Consider the following 21,133-nt stretch of genomic DNA (forward strand, 5'->3'; position numbering starts at 1 on the left):
TTTCGTTGTTTGAAATTAGAGTATGGTTGTCTTGGTGCAATATTATTCTTAATTTGAAACAGCTATGCAAGATGGAACAATATTCCATCGATTGAATTTTATTTACAACATCTATTCTTCAAGGAGACGGTATGAAATTGCTCGTTATTGGTAATGGTGGACGTGAACACGCACTGGCTTGGAAATTGGCGCAGTCGTCTAAGGTAAAAACTGTCTTTGTTGCACCTGGTAATGCCGGAACGGCAATTGAGCCTAAACTACAGAATATAGCGTTGACAGCACATCAAGATTTGATTGATTTTTGCCGTAATGAAAATATTGCCTTTACCGTAGTCGGCCCTGAAGCGCCTTTGGCTGCCGGTGTGGTGAATGATTTCCGTGCTGCCGGGTTGAAGATTTTTGGCCCGACTCAATACGCGGCCCAGCTGGAGAGCTCAAAAGATTTTGCTAAAGCATTTATGGCAAAATATAAGATTCCAACCGCGCAATACCAAACCTTTGAAAATGCCGATGCGGCACATGATTACGTCAACCAAAAAGGTGCGCCAATTGTTATTAAGGCGGATGGCTTGGCTGCCGGTAAAGGCGTGATTGTCGCCATGACTTTGGATGAAGCCCATGCCGCTATCGACGATATGTTGTTGGGCAATAAAATGGGCAATGCAGGCGCGCGCGTCGTGATTGAAGATTTCCTGCAAGGCGAGGAAGCGAGCTTTATCGTTATGGTGGACGGCAATCATGTTTTACCGATGGCAACCAGCCAAGACCATAAACGCCTGCTGGATGACGACAAAGGCCCTAATACCGGCGGTATGGGCGCATACAGCCCTGCTCCGGTGGTAACGCCTGATGTGTACGAGCGCACGATGAATGAAATTATTTTGCCGACTGTGGCAGGTATGAAAGCAGAAGGTCATGAGTTTACCGGCTTTTTATACGCGGGCTTGATGATTAATAAAACCGGTGCGCCTTATACCATCGAATTCAACTGCCGTTTCGGCGACCCTGAAACCCAGCCGATTATGAGCCGTTTGGATAGCGATTTGGTGGATTTGGTTGAAGCGGCAATCGACGGCAAACTGGATAGTGTTGCTGCCGAATGGAACCCGCAGACTGCAGTAGGTGTGGTGTTGGCCGCACAAAACTATCCTGGCTCTCCGAAAAAAGGCGATGTGATCTTCGGCTTGGATAAGGCCAATCAAACTGGTAAAGTTTTCCATGCCGGTACTGCAACGAATGAAAAAGGCGAAGTGGTAACTAACGGCGGCCGTGTGTTGTGTGTAGTCGGTTTGGGCGATGATGTTGCACAAGCTAAGAGCAAGGCTTATGAGGCATTGGAAACCATCCGTTTTGACGGTATGCAATACCGTAAAGATATTGCCGATAAAGCCATCAACCATTAATAATGAATAGAAATAGGCCGTCTGAACACAGATTGTCCGACAATCGCAGTTTCAGACGACCTTGGTATATGATGATGTTCCCCAGAATTTTATCGGCTGCAGCCCAACGCAAGCTGCAGGCGCATCTTAAAAAAGGCGGTTTGGTCGCCTATCCTACCGAGTCTTGCTATGGCTTGGGCTGTGTCCCTACTTTGCTCAAAGCACTCAACCAATTGATTCATCTGAAAAAACGACCTCAACACAAAGGTATGATTGTCATTGGCCATAGCTTGGAACAGTTGCAACCTTTGCTGCAAAGGCCGTCTGAAAATATCCAAACCATGCTGCATGAAGCATGGCCGGCTCCGAAAACTTTTTTATTGCCGGCCGGCAAAAAAGTATTGCCTTCGTTACGAGGAAAAGGACGCAGTAAATTGGCTGTCAGGGTTCCAGCGCACGCAGGTGCAAGGCGTTTGTGTCAGGTTTTGGAAATGCCTTTAGTCTCTACTTCATGCAATCGTGCAGGAAAACGGGCGTGCAAAACAGAAAGAGAAGTCAGAAGACAGTTTGGCAGGAAAGTTTGGATTGTAGGCGGATTGATAGGTAAGCAGAAAACGCCCAGCCAGATTATTGACGGAGAAACAGGGGCAAGGCTGCGTTAAAGATGGGCTGTATCATCAAAGGAAAGGTGTTTATTTGGAGAAGAAAATTTTTTCCAAAAGATTGGAATACCTGTGTGAAAAGCATTTAGCGCAGATCCAGTTTGATGCATGGTAGTCTGTAAATACAGCTCGATTAAGTAGATAGTAAGTCAGTAAATAGAGTAAAAAGCAGTATTTTGTGAAATGCCCTTGCAAAGAATGAAGCAAATTTTGAGCGTGAATGAATCGCTGTAATAAATTATTTTTGAATAAACAAATTTTGTGGATAAATTTGAAGATAAATTTCCATCAAAACATAAAAAGGCCGTCTGAAACTTGATATTTAAAGCATTCAGACGGCCTTTTAAATATTTAAAGTGTGGATAACTTTGTGAATAAGTGTGGATTAAAGCTTATGTCCGCACACTGTTTCGTATTGTTTTTCAGTAATCGTGCCGCTCATGACGCTCATTGGGCGGATGCTGGTCGGAGTATAGCTTTGGTTGGAAATTACCCGGCCGTGTTCGTCCATCAGTTGCAGCGCTGCCAGGCGATAGGTTTTGTTTGAGCAATGAATTTCCCAGCTGCCGATGGCTGTTTTATAGGCCGGCGTGTTGACGAAACGTTCCTCTTTCAGTTTGGAAACGGTTTTTTTATCGCGGAAAGTAACCAGTGCGCCATTTCTTTTAATGCTGCTTCTATCAATAGCCACTTTGATATTGCCTTCAGAGATGGTGCCGATGTTGGTCCAGCTGCCGCCGCCGCTCGATGTGGTGGTTGTTTCACAGGCACTCAACATCAAAGCCGCAAATACGGTTGCAGCTAGGGAAAAACGTTTGATATTCATAAAACCTCATTATTTACAGAAAGTCAGCCGATATTATCCGTGAAGATGGCATATATCGTAAATCGATTTTGCAAAGTTGAACCTCTGAAAAGAATTTTATGAAAAATACGCTGAAAAGGCCGTCTGAAACCTGTCTTTCAGACGGCCTTGGAGTGTAAAATCATGTATAATTGCAAACAATTTGGTTTTCATCCCATAGGAAGATCCGACATGATTAACCCTATCGCTGCACTTTCCCCATTAGATGGCCGCTACGCCAAATCCGTTGAAGCATTGCGTCCGATTTTCTCCGAATACGGCCTGATGCGTGCGCGTGTCAAAGTTGAATTAAACTGGCTCAAAGTCCTTGCCGCCGAACCTAAGATTGTAGAAGTTCCTGCTTTCAGCGATTTTACGCTTGCCGAAATCGACAAAGTGATCGAAAACTTCTCGCTTGAAGATGCTGCCGCCGTCAAAGCTATTGAGGCGACCACCAATCATGATGTCAAAGCCATCGAATATTGGCTTAAAGAACGCTTCTCCGGCGTGCCTGAAGTGGCTGCTGCCAGCGAGTTCATCCACTTTGCCTGCACCAGCGAAGACATCAATAACCTGTCCCACGCTTTAATGCTGCAAGAAGCGCGTGAGACTGTTTTGCTGCCGAAACTGGCCGAAATCATCAAAAAACTGACCGGCATGGCGCATGAGTTGGCTGCCGTCCCTATGATGAGCCGCACGCATGGCCAGCCTGCGACACCAAGCACATTGGGTAAAGAAATCGCCAATGTCGTGTACCGCCTGCAACGCCAGTTCAAAAACCTGCAAGCGCAAGAGTTCCTCGGCAAAATCAACGGCGCAGTCGGCAACTACAATGCCCATATGGTCGCTTATCCCGATGTGGATTGGGAAACCCATTGCCGCAACTTCGTTGAAATCAGCCTCGGCCTGACCTTCAACCCCTACACCATTCAAATCGAGCCGCATGACTATATGGCGGAATTCTTCCAAGCCATCAGCCGTGTCAACACGATTCTGATCGACTTCAACCGCGATGTTTGGGGCTATATTTCTTTGGGTTACTTCAAACAAAAAGTTAAAGCAGGCGAAGTCGGTTCTTCCACCATGCCGCACAAAGTCAATCCGATTGACTTTGAAAACTCCGAAGGCAACCTCGGTATGGCCAATGCCGTATTGGGCTTTTTGTCTGAAAAACTGCCGATTTCCCGTTGGCAGCGCGACCTGACCGACAGCACCGTATTGCGCAATATGGGCGTAGGCGTGGGCTATACCATATTGGGCTTTGCCTCCCATCTGCGCGGTCTGAACAAGCTTGAGCCGAATCCTGCCGCCCTTGCTGCCGATTTGGACGCTACTTGGGAGCTGCTGGCCGAGCCGATTCAAACCGTAATGCGTCGTTACGGCGTAGCCAATCCTTACGAGAAGCTGAAAGACCTGACACGCGGTAAAGACGGCATTACGCCTGAAGTGTTGAAACTCTTTATCGAATCGTTGGAAATTCCGGCAGAAGCCAAAGCCAAATTGCTTGAGCTGACCCCTGCGTTGTATGTGGGTAAGGCCGAAGAGTTGGCAAAACGAATTTGATTTATAAAAAAGCCATTTGAATCTTCAAATGGCTTTTTTTGAATTAAATATATAGTATGAAAATAATGAAGAAAGTTTTAGATGTTTAAATATTTTCCAAGTAAGGAAAATTTGATTATATGGTTACCAATCGGCTTGTTAGTCAGTATATTACATTTTCATGGAAAAATTCCTTTTAAAAATATATTTGATACTTTTATGGGTTTGACTCCAATATATGTATTATTGGCATATCTTCATTTTCTTAGGTTTCTACAATTATGTAATTTTCCGTATCTTGTTTCTATTCAAATAGAGGCAAGAATTATTGATGTTTTAAATAGTATTGTCTCTTTTCTAATTGGATTTTCGATATGTACAAGTTTTTTTATACCCTTTTGGAAAGAAAGTTCTAAAGGATATCTCTTTCTTTTATGTTTTAATATTGCGGTTCTAGTGTTTACGATGCTTCCTATATGCTTGCATTTATGGAAAGAAATTAGAGATAAAAAAATTAAATATATTTTGATATCAGTAATGTATTTAATACTTTCTGTTGCATCATTTTATGACATGACCAAATAAATTATAAATTTAAGGCCGTCTGAAATCTTTTTCAGACGGCCTTTTTCGATTCAATCCGTTATTTCACTTTGTCTTTCAATGCACCGTAGCCGGCTGCGTCCATTTCTTCCAAAGGAATGAATTTCAAACTTGCGCCGTTGATGCAATAGCGCAGGCCGCCTTTGTCTTTCGGGCCGTCGGGGAAGACGTGTCCCAAGTGTGAGTCGGCGGCGTGGCTGCGCACTTCGGTGCGGCGCATGTTATAGCTGAAATCGTCGTGTTCGGTAACGGCGGAGGCATTAATTGGATGGGTAAAACTCGGCCAGCCGCAGCCGGAATCAAATTTGTCGGCAGAGCTGAACAGGGGTTCGCCGCTGACGACGTCCACATAAATGCCGGGTTTGAACAGATGGTCGTATTCGTGGCTGAAGGCGTATTCGGTCGCGCTTTTTTGGGTAACTTGGTATTGCTCTTCGGTCAGGAGGCGTTTGAGTTCGGCAGCGCTGGGTTTTTTATACGTTGCCGCGTCAAAGCCTTTGCCTTGCGGAGCGGCTTTGGTTTTGCCCGGCAGCGGTTCGTCGGCTTTGCGGATATCGATGTGGCAGTAGCCGTTGGGGTTTTTAATCAGATAGTCCTGATGGTATTCCTCGGCGTCGTAGAAGTTTTTCAGCGGCTCGTTTTCGACGACGAGGGGAAGTTTGTATTTTTGCTGCTCGCGTTTGAGTGCGGCGGCGATGACGGCTTTTTCGGCGGGGTCGGTGTAGTACACGCCACTGCGGTATTGCGTGCCGGTGTCGTTGCCTTGTTTGTTGAGGCTGGTCGGGTCAACGACGCGGAAATAGTATTGCAGGATGTCGTCTAGGCTGAGTTTGTCGGCATCGTAGGTGACTTTGACGGTCTCGGCATGGCCCGTATCGCGGTAGGACACGTCTTCGTAGCTTGGGTTTTCCGTTTTGCCGTTGGCGTAGCCGGATACGGCGTCAATCACGCCGTCTATGCGTTGGAAATAGGCTTCCAAGCCCCAAAAGCAGCCACCGGCGAGGTAGATGGTGCGCGTATTCATGATTGCTGAATCCTTTTTCTGTGTGTCGGGTTTGTAAAATGTGTTTTTCAGACGGCCTATATCGGCATTCGGGTCGCGGATTAAAGCCAATGCCTGCGCTTCGTTGATACTGCCCTTGACGATGCGCTGCACGCCGCCGTCTTTGCCGATTAATGCCCATGAAGGGTAAACACTGATATTCAGGCTTTGGGCGATGGAGCCGCCGTTGTCGGTCACAACGGGCAGCTTAGGATAGTTTAAACCGGCATACCATTTTTGGAAGTCGCCGTCTTTTTTCTCGTGCAGAAAACCGGGCGAGGCAACGGTAATCAGGTTGGCAGAACCGAATTTTGCATCTTGCGCCCATTTTTCGGTTTGTCCCAATTCGGACAAACATAAAGGACACCAACTTGCCCAAAATTTAATCAGGGTGGGTTTGTCTTTTTTCAGGAAAACACTGGCAGGGCGGTTGTCAGGGGTTTTCAATGAGGACAATGCCTGCGGTACGGTTGCGGCTTCGGTATCCATTATTTTGGATGAGCAAGCGCCAAGCGCAAGCAGGCAGCCGAACTTGGTGCAAAGTGAAAATAATGTGCGGGGATTCATCTCTATGTTTCCTGTGTGGATGGTTTGTCTCGTTAGACGTTGGAAATGCCAAAACCTGACAACTTGATTTTCAGACGACCTTGCCACGTAAAATACGCTACAATACTCCCTATTTCAAGTTTCTAAAATTAAAAGGAAAATTTAATGTTCAGCTTCTTCCGTCGCAAGAAAAAACAGGAAACTCCGGCTCCCGAGGAGGCTCAAGTTCAGGAAACCGCAGCAAAAGTAGAATCTGAAGTTACTCAAGTAGTTGAAAATATTAAAGAAAATGCCGAATCTTTAGCAGAAAGCATCAAAGGGCATGTTGAATCAGTTGTCGAATCGGCTGTTGAAACTGTCAGCGAAACTGTCGAGCAGGTTCGGGAAGCTTTGACCGAAACGCCGTCTGAAACAGTCGAAAAAGTAGAAGAACACCTTGAAGCGGCAAAAGAAGCAGCCGTTGAAACCGTCAGCGAGACTGTTGAACAGGTAAAGGAAACCGTTGCCGAGATGCCGTCTGAAGTGGCCGAGGCTACTGAAGAAGCAGCGGAACAGGCTGAGGCGGCAAAAGAAGCAGCCGTTGAAACCGTCAGCGAGGCTGTTGAACAGGTTCAAGAAACCGTTGCCGAGATGCCGTCTGAAGTAGCTGAGGCTGCTGAAGAAGCAGCAGGACAGGCCGAAGCAGTCAAAGAAGAAGCTGTTGAAGCAGTTAGCGAGACTGTCGAGCAAGCTCAAGAAGCCGTTACGGAAACACCGGCTGAAGCCCCTGCTCCGGTAGAAGAACCCAAGCTCAGTTGGGCTGCGCGTTTGAAACAAGGCTTGACCAAATCACGCGATAAAATGGCGAAATCGCTGGCCGGCGTATTCGGCGGCGGACAAATTGACGAGGATTTGTACGAAGAGCTGGAAACCGTGCTGATTACCAGCGATATGGGCATGGAAGCCACCGAATACTTGATGAAAGACGTGCGCGACCGTGTCAGCCTCAAAGGCCTCAAAGACGGCAACGAATTGCGCGGCGCGCTGAAAGATGCGCTGTACGACTTGATTAAGCCTTTGGAAAAACCTTTGGTCTTGCCGGAAACCAAGGAGCCTTTCGTGATTATGCTTGCCGGTATCAACGGCGCAGGTAAAACCACATCTATCGGCAAATTGGCCAAATACTTCCAAGCGCAGGGCAAATCTGTATTGCTGGCGGCAGGCGATACTTTCCGTGCCGCCGCGCGTGAGCAGCTTCAAGCTTGGGGCGAGCGCAATAATGTGACTGTGATTTCGCAAACTACGGGCGATTCCGCAGCAGTTTGCTTCGATGCCGTCCAAGCTGCGAAAGCGCGCGGGATTGACATCGTGCTGGCCGACACCGCCGGACGCCTGCCAACGCAGCTTCATTTGATGGAAGAAATCAAAAAAGTGAAACGCGTGCTGCAAAAAGCCATGCCTGATGCGCCACATGAAATCATCGTTGTTTTGGATGCGAACATCGGTCAAAACGCCGTCAACCAAGTAAAAGCCTTTGACGAAGCTCTGGGTCTGACCGGCCTTATCGTGACCAAGCTCGACGGTACGGCCAAAGGCGGCATCCTTGCCGCCCTTGCCTCAGACCGCCCAGTTCCTGTCCGCTACATCGGCGTAGGCGAAGGCATCGACGATTTGCGTCCGTTTAATGCCAAAGCGTTCGTAGATGCCCTATTGGATTAAACAGACAGGTTGAGGTTTGTAAACGCAGTTTGCGGGGGATTTCTGAGCCGTATTTTGAAAGGCTTCGCATTCGGTTGGTACAAAAGCCAAACAGGCTGTTAAAAAGGCCGTCTGAAACCTAAAATCAGGTTTCAGACGGCCTTTATTTATTTACGGGTTTAGTTTTTCCGTGCGGTAACAAACTTTGCCAGTTGGCGCAGGCGCAGGGCTTTGTCGCCGAATGGCTCGATCAGGGCAACGGCTTCTGCAATCAGCGTTTCTGCGTAAGTGCGCGCGGCCTGCAGGCCCATCAGTTTGACGTAGGTCGGTTTGTCGTTGTCCGAGTCTTTGCCGGCGGTTTTGCCCAAGGTGGCGGTATCGGCTTCGCAGTCCAATACATCGTCGATCACTTGGAAAGCCAAACCTAATTTGGCGGCGTAGCGGTCTAAGGTTTGGATTTGAGCCGGTGTTAAGTCTGGGCAGGAAAGTGCGCCTAAGGCCACGGCCGCGCGGATGAGTGCGCCGGTTTTGAGGCTGTGCATCTGTTCCAATTCGGCCTGATTCATGGCTTTGCCGACATTGGCAAGGTCGATAGCTTGTCCGCCCGCCATGCCGAGGCTGCCGGATGCCTGGGCCAGCGTGGACAACATGGCAAGCTGACGTTCGGCAGGCAGGCCTGTCGGACGGCTCAGTACATCAAAGGCTTGGGTTTGCAACGCATCGCCGACCAAAAGGGCGGTTGCTTCATCGTATTGCACATGGCAGGTCGGTTTGCCGCGGCGCAGACTGTCGTTGTCCATCGCCGGCATATCGTCGTGAACCAACGAATAGACGTGTACCATTTCGATGGCCGCCATCGCCTGCTCGACGGCATTTTGGTTTGCTTCGCCCAATTCGGACGCGGCAAGCACCAAGAGTGGACGCAGCCGTTTGCCGCCGCCGAGGGTAACGTAACGCATGGCTTCGTGCAGCGTGTGCGGAACTTGGCTTTCAGACGGCAAGAAATGCGCCAGCAGCAATTCGGTTTGCGCTTGGGCTTTTTGTTGCCATGTTTTGAGTTCATTCGCCGGGTTCAAGGTTCAACTCCTTCAGTTCGCCGGCATCCAAGACTTGCAGTTTCTGCTCGACTTCCGCCAATTTGGTTTGGCAGTATCTGACCAATTCGTTGCCTTCCTGATAGGCAGCCAGGGCGTCTTCCAGCGGCATTTCGCTGCTTTGCATGGCCTGGGTCAGGGTTTCGAGGCGGGATAAGGCTTCTTCAAAGGATTGGGGGGCGTTTTTTTTCATGGTTTGAAATGATGGGCAGAAAGGGGGAATTGTAGCATTTTTAGATGATGAAGGCCGTCTGAACAGGGATGAAAACGAAATCAAAGATTTCTGTTTCTTTGTTCAGACGGCCTTTTTTCAAACGAAATAACGTTATCAACCCGGTAAAACGGCTTTTTGATAGTTGAGCGCGATAAACTGCTTCTCGGCATCCAATTCAGTGATTTTGAACAATGCCTGCGATTTGGGCAGCGCGTCAAACGGAATACCGGTCGCGCGCGTTACCAGCGGCAGGCCTTCAATGCGGACGAGGTCTTCTTTGAGGATGGTGGCCGTCAGCTCGCTCGTGCCTTGCTGCTGCAGATAGACGAGGCTCCAGTAGGCTTCCATTTGGCGTTGGAAGTCGGCGTAGGCTGTATAGGCGGCATCAAAGTCGCGCAGCGCGGCGAAAAGCTCGGCATCGCTGTTTTGATACAGTGGCTCGGCAGAGTCGTCGATCAGGCTGATCAGCTGCTTTTGGTTGATGTAGTCGGCGGCGCGGCGCAGAGGCGAGGTAAACCAGCCGTAATGCTGCACGCCCATGCCGATGTGCGGCTCGGATTTGGTGCTCATGCGCACTTTGCCTGCCGGTTGGACGCGGAAAAGGCCGGGCAGCTCGTTTTCATCCAGCATTTGTGCCCAAGTGCTGTTGGCAAGAATCATCATCTCGCTGACCAGCGTATCAATGGGCGAACCGCGTTCGCGGCGGACAACGGATACGTTGCCTTCCTCATCCAATTCGATGCTGTAATCGTATTGCGGCGCACGGTCGGGCTCGTATTTGCCGCGCGCTTTTTGTAAGGCGATGGCAAATTGATAGAACCAAATCAGGTCTTGATGGTGGGCAAACATCATTTCGCCTGCTTCGTCCAAGCCAGTTTCGGCGTTGAAATGCGGCTCGATGGTTTGAATGCGCAGGTTTTCGGCGATGTTGACCGCTTCGATTTTGCAGGTCGGCTCGCCGACGTTGAACTCGCTATCTACATCGAAATAAATGCTGATGGAAGGGCGGTATGCGCCTGCATCAAGGCTGAACGCGGCAATCCAGTTTTCGGGCAACATAGTGATTTTGCCGCCGGGGAAATAAACCGTGCTTAAGCGTTCCATGATGTTTTTTTCCATTTTGTCGCCTTGTTTAATGGCAAGCGACGGCGCAGCGATGTGGATACCGACGTGTTTCATGCCATTGCCCAAGTCGGTCAGGCTCAAGGCGTCATCGACTTCGGTGGTCGATTCGTCATCAATGGAAAAGGCGGTAACGTCAGCCTTAGGCAAGTCAGGCATTTCAGGAAGCGGAAGGTCGGGGAAGCCTGTTCCTTTTGGGAAATATTTGATTTCAAACCCGTCTTGCAGGTATTGGGGAATGGACGTAATACCGCCCGTTTTTTTCGCCAGTTCGTAGGCCGAGGTTTTCAATGCATCGGCGGCTTTGGTAAAGGCTTTGTAGGTCAGTGACTGCTTGTCGGGCGCGTGTAAGATGGTTTTCAAATCCGCCGCGATTTCAGACGGCATCTCGCCGCGTTTCAAGGCTTCCGCCCAAGCGTCGATTTGCGCGTCTTGCTGTTTTTTGCGTTCGATGGCGGCAAGCGCTTGTTTCAAAGTTTCTTCAGGCGCGGCTTTGAACACGCCTTTGGCTTTTTTGTAGAAATACATCGGCGCGGCGTACAGCGCAATCAAAGTTGCCGCCAGCTCGGTTTTGGTCGGCGCGTGGCCGTAATATTCTTCGGCGATGGCTTCGGCGGTAAACTCCTCTTCGCCGCATACTTCCCACAATAAATCGGTGTCGATGTCCGCTGCCTGTGCCTGCGCGTTCTCCAAAAATGCCGCCATATCGCCGTCAAACTCGGCAAAGACATTGTTTGCCTTCACTTTGGTGCGTTTGCCGTGTTGGGTATCGACTTGGTAGGTGGCGTCGTTTTTTTGGACGATGGTGGCGACTTTGAATTGGCCGGACTCTTCGTAAAAGATATTCATTTTTTTAGGATTTTATGATTTGTAGGAAACGCGTGATTTTAGCAGATTTGCACAAGAAAGGCCGTCTGAAAAACATACTTTCAGACGGCCTGTTCAAACGGCGGATGATTAATACTGATATGCCGCCAGTTTGCGTTTGATTTCAGGCAGGGCGGCGCGTGCGGCTTGTTCGCCCAATTGGATGGCGCGTTGTTTTTGGTCGAAACCGCCAACCGAACCCAGCTCCAAAACCTGCGGTTTGATGACCACATTGGCTTGGCCCAATTCTTGGTGTAAGGCGGTTTGGCTCATCACGTTGAAGGTTTGGTCAAGATAGGAGAACATGCCTTGGCTGACGTTTTTGGCCGGACGGGCGGAAATATCGACGGCAATGATGAAGTTTGCGCCCATTTTTTTCGCCGCGCTGACCGGTACGGGCTGAGACAGGCCGCCGTCCACATATTTGCGGCTGCCGATAACGACAGGTTGGAACACGTTCGGAATCGAAGCAGAAGCGCGGACGGCCTGTCCGGCATTGCCTACGTTGAACACCACCGGTTTGCCGCTTTCAAAATCGGTCGCAACGGCGGCAAATTTGATGGGAAACTGCTGCATCGGGCGGTTGCCGACTTTGCGGTTGATGTAGTTTTGCAGTTTTTCGCCTTTGATGAAGCCGCTGGTGGACAAGGTTAAATCCACTAAATCGGTTTTACCCAAAATTTCCGCTTCCAATTCGAGGCGGTCGGGCGACATTCCCGAAGCGTACATACTGCCGACAATCGAGCCTGCGGATGTGCCGGTAACGATTTTGACCGGAATATTGTTTTCTTTCAAAACCTTAATAATCCCGATATGGGCAAAACCTTTGGACGCGCCGCCGCCCAAAGCCAGCGCAACCGTGGCTTTCGGTTTGGGTGCAGTATGCGAAACCGTATTTTGACCCTGCGTAGAAGGTTTGGATTGCGGCGCGTTGCCGCTCGGACAGGCAGCCAATACCAAGACGGACGAAGCGGCTAAAAACGTTTTGAATGTGGAAAAAAGTTTATTCATGTTCAGACAGCCTTTAATATGTCGAAAGGGTTATTTTACTCTGAAATTAAGTCGAAAGGCCGTCTGAAATCAGGTTTCAGACGGCCTTGTAAATCCGGCTTAAGCCAATTCGAGCTGTTTTTCCAAACTTTCGACCAGCTGGTCGTCCAAATTCAAAGCTTGGGACAAACGGCTCAGGAACACGATTTCCTTGCGCGACAAGTCCGCGCAGACCAATCGGGCCGCCAGATAAGTTTCGGCTGCCAAAGCCTCGTCGCTGCCGACCGAAGCGGCAATTTGCTCGATGGAGGCCGGTTGCGCATATTCCGCCTGCAACCATGCCGCAGTTTCCGCATCGCTGCCGCTTTCACGCTCGATGGCCGCGCGTTCCGCATCGTCAATCAGGCCGTCTGAAGCCGCCGCCGCAATCATCGTTTGCAAAATCACACGGCTGTGGTTTTCACCAATCAGACCGGCAGGTTGGAACGCACTTTGCGGCAATTCGTCCTGCTGGCGGTTTTGTTTCCAGTTTTGATAGCCTTTATAAGCCAGAAAACCCAAAGCAGCGACCGAGCCGGCCTTTACCAGCTTCTTCGTGTTTTTCTTTTTCAACAGCATCGATGCCAAAGCACCCGTCAGCGCGCCGCCGCCGAAAGAATTGAGCGGGCTGTCCGCTACCGCTTTGCCGCCTTTTTGAGCCGCACCCAAAACCTGATTGAGCAACTGACTGAAATCCATAAAAAAATCTCCTGAAAACAAATACATTGCAAATATAGGGCAGAAACACCTAAAAACCAAGCCAAAGAAAGTTAAAAGGTGCAAACAAGTTTTCAGACGGCCATAGCCGACTTTCGGTACAATCACACCATTCCAAACAATAAACCCCATCATGACCGATACCGCCCAAATCATTACCAGCTATGGCCGCCGCTATATTGTCCGCACTCCCGACGGCCAAACATATGACGCCACCACCCGCAAAAAACGCGTCGATTTCGCCTGCGGCGACCAAGTCCGTATCAGCCCCATCAACGGCGAACAAGTCGTGATTGAAGACTACCTCCCGCGCGAAAGCCTGCTCTACCGCCAAGACGCGTGGAAAACCAAACTGATTGCCGCCAACGTTACCCAACTCCTTATCGTAACCGCCGCCAGCCCCTCACCCAGCGAAGCCCTGTTGCAACGCGCCCTCCTCGCAGCCGAAGCGGCCGGCATTAACGCCGTCATCATCCTCAACAAAGCCGACCTCCCCGAAACCGCCCAATGGCGCGAGAAACTTAAATTCTACGAAACCCTCGGCTACTCCGTGGTCGAAACCAACGCATTGGAAAACGCCGACATCCTGCGTCCCATTTTAGAAGGGCAAACCAACATCCTGCTCGGACAAAGTGGCATGGGCAAGTCCACCCTGACCAACGCCCTACTCGGCAACCAAGCCGCCCGAACCGGCGACATTTCCACCGCGCTCGACTCCGGCAAACACACCACCACCCACGCCCAACTCTATGATTTAAACGCAGAAACCCGACTCATCGATTCCCCCGGCCTACAAGAATTCGGCCTGCACCATCTCCAAGCCGCCGATTTATTGCAATACTTCCCCGACCTGCGCCACCTTATCGGCCAGTGCCGTTTCCACAACTGCACCCACCGAGCCGAACCCGGCTGCGCCGTCAAAGCCGCTGCCGAATCAGGCGAAGCCAAACCCGAGCGCATCGAATTTCTGCAACGCGTTACCGATGAATTGTTGAGATAAAGTTTTAACGGAAATAAGCGTTTGGATAAATAAAAAGGCCGTCTGAAATTTTCAGACGGCCTTTTGTTGAAGCATAACCAAATTTACCTTTCAACCGGTATCGCTACCTTAGCGGGAAAGAGAAGGTGCTTTTCGTGGCGGATTGATCATGAGAAGCACGGCTTCTTCAATTTGTTTGTCCTCCCGATCATGGAGCTCTACCGGAAACTTCAGACGCAACACTGTAACAATAGCGCCAACCGATAAGCCTGCATCATGAAGCAACTCAATTTCTTTAAGTATCGGTGCGGAAAGGTTTAACATGGTTTCTCCTTATGGTTTGGATAAGCCTTAGCCCACTTTATCCCCGGGCTGTGCGCCTGCGTCAACGTCGAGGAGCTTCAGTTTGCCCTCGGCTGTGGCGGCGGAGAGGATCATGCCTTCGGATACGCCGAATTTTGCCATTTTGCGCGGGGCGAAGTTGGCGACGGCGATGACCATGCGGCCGTTCAATTCAGCAGGATTTGGGTAAGACGCGGCGATGCCGGAGAAGATGATGCGTTTTTCAAAACCGAAATCGAGGTCGAATTTCAGGAGTTTGGTGCTGCCTTCGACGGCTTCGCAGTTCAATACTTTGGCGACGCGCATATCGATTTTCATGAAGTCGTCAAAGCTGGCCTGTTCGGCGACTTTTTCGTATTTGCTCTCTTCGGTGGCAGGCGCGGCTGCTGCGGCGATGCTTTGTTTGTTGGCTTCGATTAAATCGTCCACTTGTTTTTGCTCCACTCGTTGCATTAAATGTTCGTATTTGTTGATGGCATGTTCGCCCAAGGTTTCGCATGTATTTGCCCAGGTGATGGCTTCCAAATTCAGGAATTTGGCGGCGTTTTCGGCCACTTTCGGCAATACGGGGGCGAGGTAGGCGGTCAACATGGTAAAGGCGTTGATGAGCTCGCTGCATACTTCGTGCAGGCGTGCGTCTTGGTCTTCTTGTTTCGCCAGTTCCCAAGGTTTGTTGGCATCAACGTATTCGTTGACAATGTCTGCCAAGGCCATGATATCGCGCAGGGCTTTGGCGTATTCGCGGCTTTCGTAGCATTCGGCAATGGCTTCGCTTTGCGCAGTCAGTTTTGCCAGCAATTCGCTGTCGGCAACGTCTTTCAGACGGCCTTCAAAGCGTTTGGCGATGAAACCTGAAGCGCGGGCGGCGATGTTGACGTATTTGCCGACGAGGTCGCTGTTGACGCGGCTGATAAAGTCTTGTAGGTTCAAATCGATGTCTTCGATTTTGCTGTTGAGCTTGGCGGCGATGTAGTAGCGCATCCACTCAGGGTTCAGGCCTTGTTCCAGATAGGATTTGGCGGTGATGAAGGTGCCGCGCGATTTGGACATTTTTTGTCCGTCCACAGTCAAAAAGCCGTGTGCGTACACTCCGGTCGGGGCGCGGTGGCCGGAGAAATGCAGCATGGCAGGCCAGAACAGGGCGTGGAAATAGAGGATGTCTTTGCCGATGAAGTGGTACATCTCGGTTTGGCTGTCGGCTTTGAAGTATTCGTCGAAATCGACGCCGATGCGGTCGCACAGGTTTTTAAACGACGCCATGTAGCCGACGGGCGCGTCCAGCCAGACGTAGAAATATTTGCCCGGCGCGTCGGGGATTTCGAAACCGAAATACGGCGCGTCGCGGGAGATGTCCCAGTCGGACAGGGTGGTTTCTTCGCCTTCGCCCAGCCATTCTTTCATTTTGTTGAGGGCTTCGGCTTGCAGATGGGGCTTGCCGTCGTGCGGGTTGTTGCCGGAAGTCCATGCTTTGAGGAAGTCGGCGCATTCGCCCAGTTTGAAGAAGAAGTGTTCGGATTCGCGCAATTCGGGTTTGGCACCGGATACGGCGGAATACGGGTTGATCAGTTCGGTCGGGGAATAGGTCGTGCCGCAGACTTCGCAGTTGTCGCCGTATTGGTCTTGGGCGTGGCATTTCGGGCATTCGCCTTTGACAAAGCGGTCGGGCAGGAACATTTGTTTTTCGGGGTCGAAAAGCTGCTCGATGACGCGGCTCTCAATCTTGCCGTTGGCTTTCAGCGCGCGGTAAATGTCTTGGGAAAACTGTTTGTTTTCAGGGGAATGGGTGCTGTAATAATTGTCGTAGCCGATGTTGAAGCCGGTAAAGTCGGCGAGGTGCTCTTCGCGCACTTTGGCGATCATATCTTCAGGCGCAATGCCTTGTTTTTGCGCGGCAAGCATCACGGGCGTGCCGTGGGTGTCGTCGGCGCAGCAGTAGTAGCATTCGTGGCCGCGCAGTTTTTGGAAACGTACCCAAACGTCGGTTTGGATGTGTTCGACCATGTGGCCGAGGTGGATGCTGCCGTTGGCATACGGCAGCGCGGAAGTGACAAGGATTTTGCGTGTCATGGTTTGTGCTTTTAAAAACAATGGATAAAGATGTCGGGAATTATACCGCAAAACAATACGCAAAGGCCGTCTGAAACCCGATTGCCGGTGTTTCAGACGGCCTTTTATTTATCGGCTGCGTATGGGATCAACCGTGTACGCGTTCGATTTTTGCGCCTACGCCGCCAAGTTTTTTCTCGATGTATTCATAGCCGCGGTCGAGGTGGTAGATGCGTTCGACGATGGTTTCGCCTTCTGCGACCAAGCCTGCCATGACGAGGCTGGCAGAGGCGCGCAGGTCGGTTGCCATCACGACGGCGCCGGAGAGTTTTTCTACTCCTTTGATGTAGGCGGTGTTGCCTTCGGTGGTGATGTCTGCGCCCATGCGGTTGAGTTCAGGAACGTGCATGAAGCGGTTTTCAAAAATGGTTTCCACCACGCGGCTGCTGCCTTCGGCAATGGCGTTCATGGCCATAAACTGCGCCTGCATGTCGGTTGGGAAGCCCGGGTGGACGACGGTACGGATGTCCACGGCTTTCGGACGTTGTTGCATGTCGATGGAAATCCAGTTGTCGCCGGCTTCGATGATGGCGCCGGCTTCGGTCAATTTGTTTAACACGACTTCCATGGTTTTGGGAGCGGCATTGCGCAGGACGACTTTGCCGCCGGTCATGGCGACGGCGCAGAGGAAGGTGCCGGCTTCGATGCGGTCGGGAACGACGCTGTGTTCGCAGCCGTGCAGCTCTTTTACGCCTTCGATGGTCATGGTTGCTGTACCGATGCCGCTGATTTTTGCGCCCATTTTGACGAGGCATTCGGCCAAATCGACGACTTCGGGCTCGATGGCGCAGTTTTCGAGGATGGTGGTGCCTTCGGCAAGCGTGGCCGCCATCAGCAGGTTTTCGGTACCGCCTACGGTCACGACGTCCATGGTGACGCGCGTGCCTTTCAGACGGCCTTTGGCTTTGACGTAACCGTGTTCGATGGTAATTTCCGCACCCATGGTTTCTAGGCCTTTGAGGTGTTGGTCAACCGGGCGCGAACCGATGGCGCAGCCGCCGGGCAGGCTGACTTGGGCTTCGCCGAAGCGGGCGAGGGTCGGGCCCAAAACCAAGATGGATGCGCGCATGGTTTTCACCAGTTCGTAAGGTGCGCAGGTGTTGTTGACGGTGCCGCCGTTGATTTCAAATTCGGAGATGTTGTCGGTCAAAACACGTGCGCCCATGCCTTGCAGCAGTTTTTGGGTGGTTTTGACGTCGGCGAGCATGGGTACGTTTTTCAAGCGTAAAGTGCCGGAAGTCAGCAGACCGGCACACATCAGCGGCAGGGCGGCATTTTTCGCGCCGGATACGATGATTTCGCCGTTGAGGGGGCCGTTGGCAGAGATTTTGAGTTTGTCCACAGGATGTCTTTCGTTATTTGTCCGCACGGCTTATGCCGCACAAATGAAATGAGATGGATAATAAACCATCAATTATAAGGGATTATGCCCTTGCTGTTAGATTTGGCAGTATTAAATTTTCACAAGGTTTGTTTACGTTGCGAAAGGATAAGATTTCAGGCCGTCTGAATGGTTCAGACGGCCTGTTTGCCAAGGCTTATTTTTTGGCTTTGAAGCCCAAGAGGTGTTGTGTGGTGGCCAGCCATGCGCCGAATACGCCCAGCGCGATGACGAAGCCGAATACCAGCGACACTTCGCTAAATGTGAAGAAACGCCAGCCGATGTTCAGGCCGTAGGGTTTGAAAATCGCGTCCACCAGCGGCCGTACTTCTGCCAGCAGCCAAGCCGACAAGCCCAAGCTGACGGCGGCGGAGAAAATACTCTGCCACATTGCCTGATAAAGGAAAGGGCGGCGGATGAAGGAAGCAGGCGCCCCCAATAGCTTGGTGATTTCCAGCTCTTCCTTACGGCTGAGGATTTGCAGGCGGATGGTGTTGTGTGCCACCAAGACAAAGGCCATGCCCAATGTCAGCGAGAGGAACCACAAAATCTTGCGGATAAATTCGTTAATACGATAAAGAGTTTGTACCCATTCGGTATCCATGGTTGCCGATTCGACGCGCGGCAGTTTGGTAATGTCTTTATAGATGGCCTGCATCTGATCCGGAGAAGTGGCAGGGTCGGGCGTAACGATAAAGACGTCGGGCAACGGGTTGCCATCGAGCATGGAAACAAGGTTTTGGTCGAGATTGGTCTGCAATTCTTCCAAACCTTCCTGCTTGCTGATAAAGCGGACTTTATCGATACGGCTGTCGCGTTGGAGCAGGTTTTTCACCGTATCGGCATCAGAACTTGCCGCATCGGTGTCCATATAAACCGTAATCTGCGGCGACTCGTTGAGTTTGCCCAACACGCTTTGTCCGCTTTGGATACCCAAATACATAAACAGCGGCAAGGTCATGGCAACGGCAAGCATGAGCAGGGTCAGCAGTGTGCCGATGGGTTGGCGCAGAAGCTCTTTGAGCGCGGCGCGTGCCGATTCGACGTGTAACGAGATGTAGTGAATCATGCTCATGCGAGGCGTCCTTTCTGCAGGCGCAAGACGCGGTGGCCGTAATCCGCCATCAGCGTTTCATCGTGCGCCGCAACGATCACGGTCGTGCCTGCTTCATGGAAGGTTTTAAACAATTCCATAATATCCAGCGCGTAGGCGCGGTCGAGGCTGGCGGACGGCTCGTCGGCAATCAGCAGGCTGGGTTGGTGAACCACTGCGCGTGCAATGCACAAACGCTGCTGTTCGCCGCCGGACAAAGTGATGGGCATATCGTTTTCGCGGCCTTTCAAGCCGACTTTCTCAATCGCAATACGCGCGCGCTCTTCCGCTTTGCGCGGCTGGTAGCCGCCAATCCGCAAAGGCAGGATAACGTTTTGCAAGACATTGCGGTCGTAGAGGATTTTGTGGTCTTGGAAGACAATGCCGATATGTTGGCGCATAAAGCCGATCTGATTGTCGCTCAAGGTGCCGAGGTCTTGATTGTTGAACCAAACCTTACCTTTGGTAGGCTTGGTAATGCCTGAAATCAGCTTCAAAATGGTAGATTTGCCCGAGCCCGAATGGCCGGCGATAAAAATCATCTCACCTTTGTTAATCTGGAAACTGACATTTTTCAGGGCTTCGAAACCGCCGGGATAGGTTTTGGAAACTTGTTCGAAACGGATCATGGGTTTTCCTGAAAATAGGGATTCAGACGGCAGGCGTCATCGATAGGGCAACATGCCGTCTGAAAAAATGGGGATATTCACAGATTATAAATATTTCGGCTGCTTTTTGATAGTGAAACCCCGGTTCTGCAGGCGGATACACTGCCGGTTTGCAACACAAAGCAGTATGATTTGAAAAAAAGGCCGTCTGAACGATTGGGTTTCAGACGGCCTCGGTATCAGCGTAGGTTAAGCACCCTATCCGCTGTTTTATTTACATTTGGTTTTGGCCAAATTCACGGCGGCGGTCAGGCTTTTTTCGTTGACTTCGCCGGTGATGGTTTGTTTGTAACCGCATTTCGGCGCTTCGACGACAGTGAAAGGCAATACGCCGACGTTGTTGCCGTGGGCTTTCATGAAGTTGCGGCTGTTGGCGCCGGTGTAACGCCAAATCGGATAACTGACCGGTGTTTGTTTCAGGAACTTGCCAATGTTGTCAGTGGTATCCAGCGCGATGCCGACCATATCGACGCTGCCTTTTTTCTGCGCTTTGTACCATGCGGACATGGCGGGCATTTCTTTACGGCAGGGGCCGCACCAGGTTGCCCACAGGTTGACCACGCGCACGGGGGCTTTGAGCGATTCCAGGCTTTGCGGTTTGTTGTCCTGCCAACCAGCTGTTTCATCGGCGGCAAAGGCCGGTACAGCGGTAAAAACGGTGGCGGACAAGAGAAGGGCGGTTAAGGCTTTCATGGTTGTATCCTTGAGGTTGCCAATCGAAATTGTGTTTATTGTAAAACGGTTTGGTGGGTATGCCTACCGATTCGTATCAAGATATCAAGTAAAAAGTTTGAGTAAAAATCAGTTGCAGACGATAATAACCGCCATCATTGAATGATTTTGCAATAATACGGAGACTTTCATGCCGTCTGAATTCACACTTTATCACAACCCGCGTTGCAGCAAATCGCGTGCCGCGCTGGCTTTGCTCGAAGAAAAAGGCGTTGCCGCCGACGTGGTCAAATATCTGGATACCGCGCCTGATTTGGCGACTTTGCAGGATATGTTTGCCAAACTCGGCATCGAATCGGTGCGCGGCATGATGCGCACGAAAGACGATTTGTACAAAGAATTGGGTTTGGACAATCCCGATTTGGACAATGCCGCCCTGCTTCAGGCAATCGCCGAACACCCTGCCCTGCTTGAGCGCCCCGTTTTGGTAACGCCTACGCGTGCAGCCATCGGCCGTCCGTTGGAAAACATTGCCGCCCTACTCGGCTGAT

19 protein-coding genes are annotated in these 21,133 nt (G+C 50.8%); 6 read left to right on the forward strand and 13 right to left on the reverse strand.

Annotated elements, in window-relative coordinates; genetic code table 11:
• Positions 1 to 131 precede the first annotated feature (131 nt).
• Together purD and ACTHUM_RS03000 are read left to right on the forward strand one after the other, a co-directional pair.
• Positions 132 to 1,403 (forward strand): phosphoribosylamine--glycine ligase, encoded by a 1,272-nt coding sequence (purD, locus tag ACTHUM_RS02995; RefSeq protein ID WP_440361244.1) that lies wholly within the window; start codon positions 132 to 134, stop codon positions 1,401 to 1,403.
• Positions 1,404 to 1,474: 71 nt separating this feature from the next.
• A complete protein-coding gene (locus ACTHUM_RS03000; RefSeq protein ID WP_440361265.1) occupies positions 1,475 to 2,044 on the forward strand; it encodes an L-threonylcarbamoyladenylate synthase in 570 nt (189 codons plus the stop codon).
• 385 nt (positions 2,045 to 2,429) lie between these two features.
• Here the strand turns inward: ACTHUM_RS03000 and ACTHUM_RS03005 are convergent, their stop codons facing one another.
• Positions 2,430 to 2,870 carry a surface-adhesin E family protein gene (locus ACTHUM_RS03005; RefSeq protein ID WP_004519182.1) on the reverse strand — a complete coding sequence of 147 codons (441 nt, stop codon included), beginning with the start codon at positions 2,868 to 2,870 and terminating at the stop codon, positions 2,430 to 2,432.
• Between the two features lie 210 nt (positions 2,871 to 3,080).
• On the opposite strand from ACTHUM_RS03005, the gene purB reads away from it, so the two are divergent.
• On the forward strand, positions 3,081 to 4,451 hold the full coding sequence (purB, locus tag ACTHUM_RS03010) for an adenylosuccinate lyase (protein WP_150540555.1): 1,371 nt from the start codon (positions 3,081 to 3,083) through the stop codon (positions 4,449 to 4,451).
• A 622-nt stretch (positions 4,452 to 5,073) separates the two neighbouring features.
• Here purB and msrAB read toward each other — a convergent pair.
• A complete protein-coding gene (gene msrAB, locus ACTHUM_RS03015) occupies positions 5,074 to 6,642 on the reverse strand; it encodes a bifunctional peptide-methionine (S)-S-oxide reductase MsrA/peptide-methionine (R)-S-oxide reductase MsrB (protein ID WP_150540556.1) in 1,569 nt (522 codons plus the stop codon).
• Between the two features lie 144 nt (positions 6,643 to 6,786).
• Here msrAB and ftsY point away from each other — a divergent pair, with 144 nt between their 5' ends.
• A complete protein-coding gene (gene ftsY, locus ACTHUM_RS03020; RefSeq protein WP_191620588.1) occupies positions 6,787 to 8,319 on the forward strand; it encodes a signal recognition particle-docking protein FtsY in 1,533 nt (510 codons plus the stop codon).
• A 158-nt stretch (positions 8,320 to 8,477) separates the two neighbouring features.
• Here the strand turns inward: ftsY and ACTHUM_RS03025 are convergent, their stop codons facing one another.
• The 5 genes from ACTHUM_RS03025 to ACTHUM_RS03045 form a co-directional block, all read right to left on the reverse strand.
• Positions 8,478 to 9,374 carry a polyprenyl synthetase family protein gene (locus ACTHUM_RS03025; RefSeq protein ID WP_004519176.1) on the reverse strand — a complete coding sequence of 299 codons (897 nt, stop codon included), beginning with the start codon at positions 9,372 to 9,374 and terminating at the stop codon, positions 8,478 to 8,480.
• The gene (locus tag ACTHUM_RS03030; protein WP_003681131.1) at positions 9,358 to 9,585 is read right to left on the reverse strand and encodes an exodeoxyribonuclease VII small subunit; all 228 of its coding nucleotides are present in this window, start codon (positions 9,583 to 9,585) and stop codon (positions 9,358 to 9,360) included. The genes ACTHUM_RS03025 and ACTHUM_RS03030 overlap by 17 nt, the downstream gene beginning before the upstream one ends.
• 135 nt (positions 9,586 to 9,720) lie before the next feature.
• Positions 9,721 to 11,577 carry a ribonuclease catalytic domain-containing protein gene (locus tag ACTHUM_RS03035; RefSeq protein WP_440361245.1) on the reverse strand — a complete coding sequence of 619 codons (1,857 nt, stop codon included), beginning with the start codon at positions 11,575 to 11,577 and terminating at the stop codon, positions 9,721 to 9,723.
• A gap of 108 nt (positions 11,578 to 11,685) precedes the next feature.
• The gene (locus ACTHUM_RS03040) at positions 11,686 to 12,606 is read right to left on the reverse strand and encodes a patatin-like phospholipase family protein (RefSeq protein ID WP_440361246.1); all 921 of its coding nucleotides are present in this window, start codon (positions 12,604 to 12,606) and stop codon (positions 11,686 to 11,688) included.
• A gap of 99 nt (positions 12,607 to 12,705) precedes the next feature.
• The gene (locus ACTHUM_RS03045; RefSeq protein ID WP_049349212.1) at positions 12,706 to 13,323 is read right to left on the reverse strand and encodes a tellurite resistance TerB family protein; all 618 of its coding nucleotides are present in this window, start codon (positions 13,321 to 13,323) and stop codon (positions 12,706 to 12,708) included.
• A gap of 151 nt (positions 13,324 to 13,474) precedes the next feature.
• On the opposite strand from ACTHUM_RS03045, the gene rsgA reads away from it, so the two are divergent.
• On the forward strand, positions 13,475 to 14,341 hold the full coding sequence (gene rsgA, locus ACTHUM_RS03050) for a ribosome small subunit-dependent GTPase A (RefSeq protein WP_440361247.1): 867 nt from the start codon (positions 13,475 to 13,477) through the stop codon (positions 14,339 to 14,341).
• Positions 14,342 to 14,449: 108 nt separating this feature from the next.
• On the opposite strand, the gene ACTHUM_RS03055 is transcribed toward rsgA, so the two are convergent.
• The 6 genes from ACTHUM_RS03055 to ACTHUM_RS03080 form a co-directional block, all read right to left on the reverse strand.
• Positions 14,450 to 14,644: a virulence regulator gene (locus ACTHUM_RS03055; RefSeq protein WP_371508841.1), complete on the reverse strand. Its 195-nt coding sequence runs from the start codon at positions 14,642 to 14,644 to the stop codon at positions 14,450 to 14,452.
• A gap of 27 nt (positions 14,645 to 14,671) precedes the next feature.
• Complete coding sequence (gene metG, locus ACTHUM_RS03060) at positions 14,672 to 16,729, reverse strand: methionine--tRNA ligase (protein ID WP_440361248.1); 2,058 nt, start codon at positions 16,727 to 16,729, stop codon at positions 14,672 to 14,674.
• Between the two features lie 127 nt (positions 16,730 to 16,856).
• Positions 16,857 to 18,110 carry a UDP-N-acetylglucosamine 1-carboxyvinyltransferase gene (gene murA / locus ACTHUM_RS03065; protein ID WP_049335701.1) on the reverse strand — a complete coding sequence of 418 codons (1,254 nt, stop codon included), beginning with the start codon at positions 18,108 to 18,110 and terminating at the stop codon, positions 16,857 to 16,859.
• Between the two features lie 196 nt (positions 18,111 to 18,306).
• Complete coding sequence (gene ftsX / locus ACTHUM_RS03070) at positions 18,307 to 19,224, reverse strand: permease-like cell division protein FtsX (RefSeq protein ID WP_003747810.1); 918 nt, start codon at positions 19,222 to 19,224, stop codon at positions 18,307 to 18,309.
• Positions 19,221 to 19,871 carry a cell division ATP-binding protein FtsE gene (ftsE, locus tag ACTHUM_RS03075; protein WP_004519169.1) on the reverse strand — a complete coding sequence of 217 codons (651 nt, stop codon included), beginning with the start codon at positions 19,869 to 19,871 and terminating at the stop codon, positions 19,221 to 19,223. Before ftsE ends, ftsX begins: the two co-directional genes overlap by 4 nt.
• 249 nt (positions 19,872 to 20,120) lie before the next feature.
• Positions 20,121 to 20,603: a TlpA disulfide reductase family protein gene (locus ACTHUM_RS03080; RefSeq protein ID WP_070837242.1), complete on the reverse strand. Its 483-nt coding sequence runs from the start codon at positions 20,601 to 20,603 to the stop codon at positions 20,121 to 20,123.
• A gap of 169 nt (positions 20,604 to 20,772) precedes the next feature.
• Here ACTHUM_RS03080 and arsC point away from each other — a divergent pair, with 169 nt between their 5' ends.
• Positions 20,773 to 21,132 carry an arsenate reductase (glutaredoxin) gene (gene arsC / locus ACTHUM_RS03085; protein WP_004519164.1) on the forward strand — a complete coding sequence of 120 codons (360 nt, stop codon included), beginning with the start codon at positions 20,773 to 20,775 and terminating at the stop codon, positions 21,130 to 21,132.
• The last annotated feature ends 1 nt before the right edge of the window (position 21,133 follow it).

The sequence above is a fragment of the Neisseria sp. P0021.S006 genome, assembly GCF_051956895.1.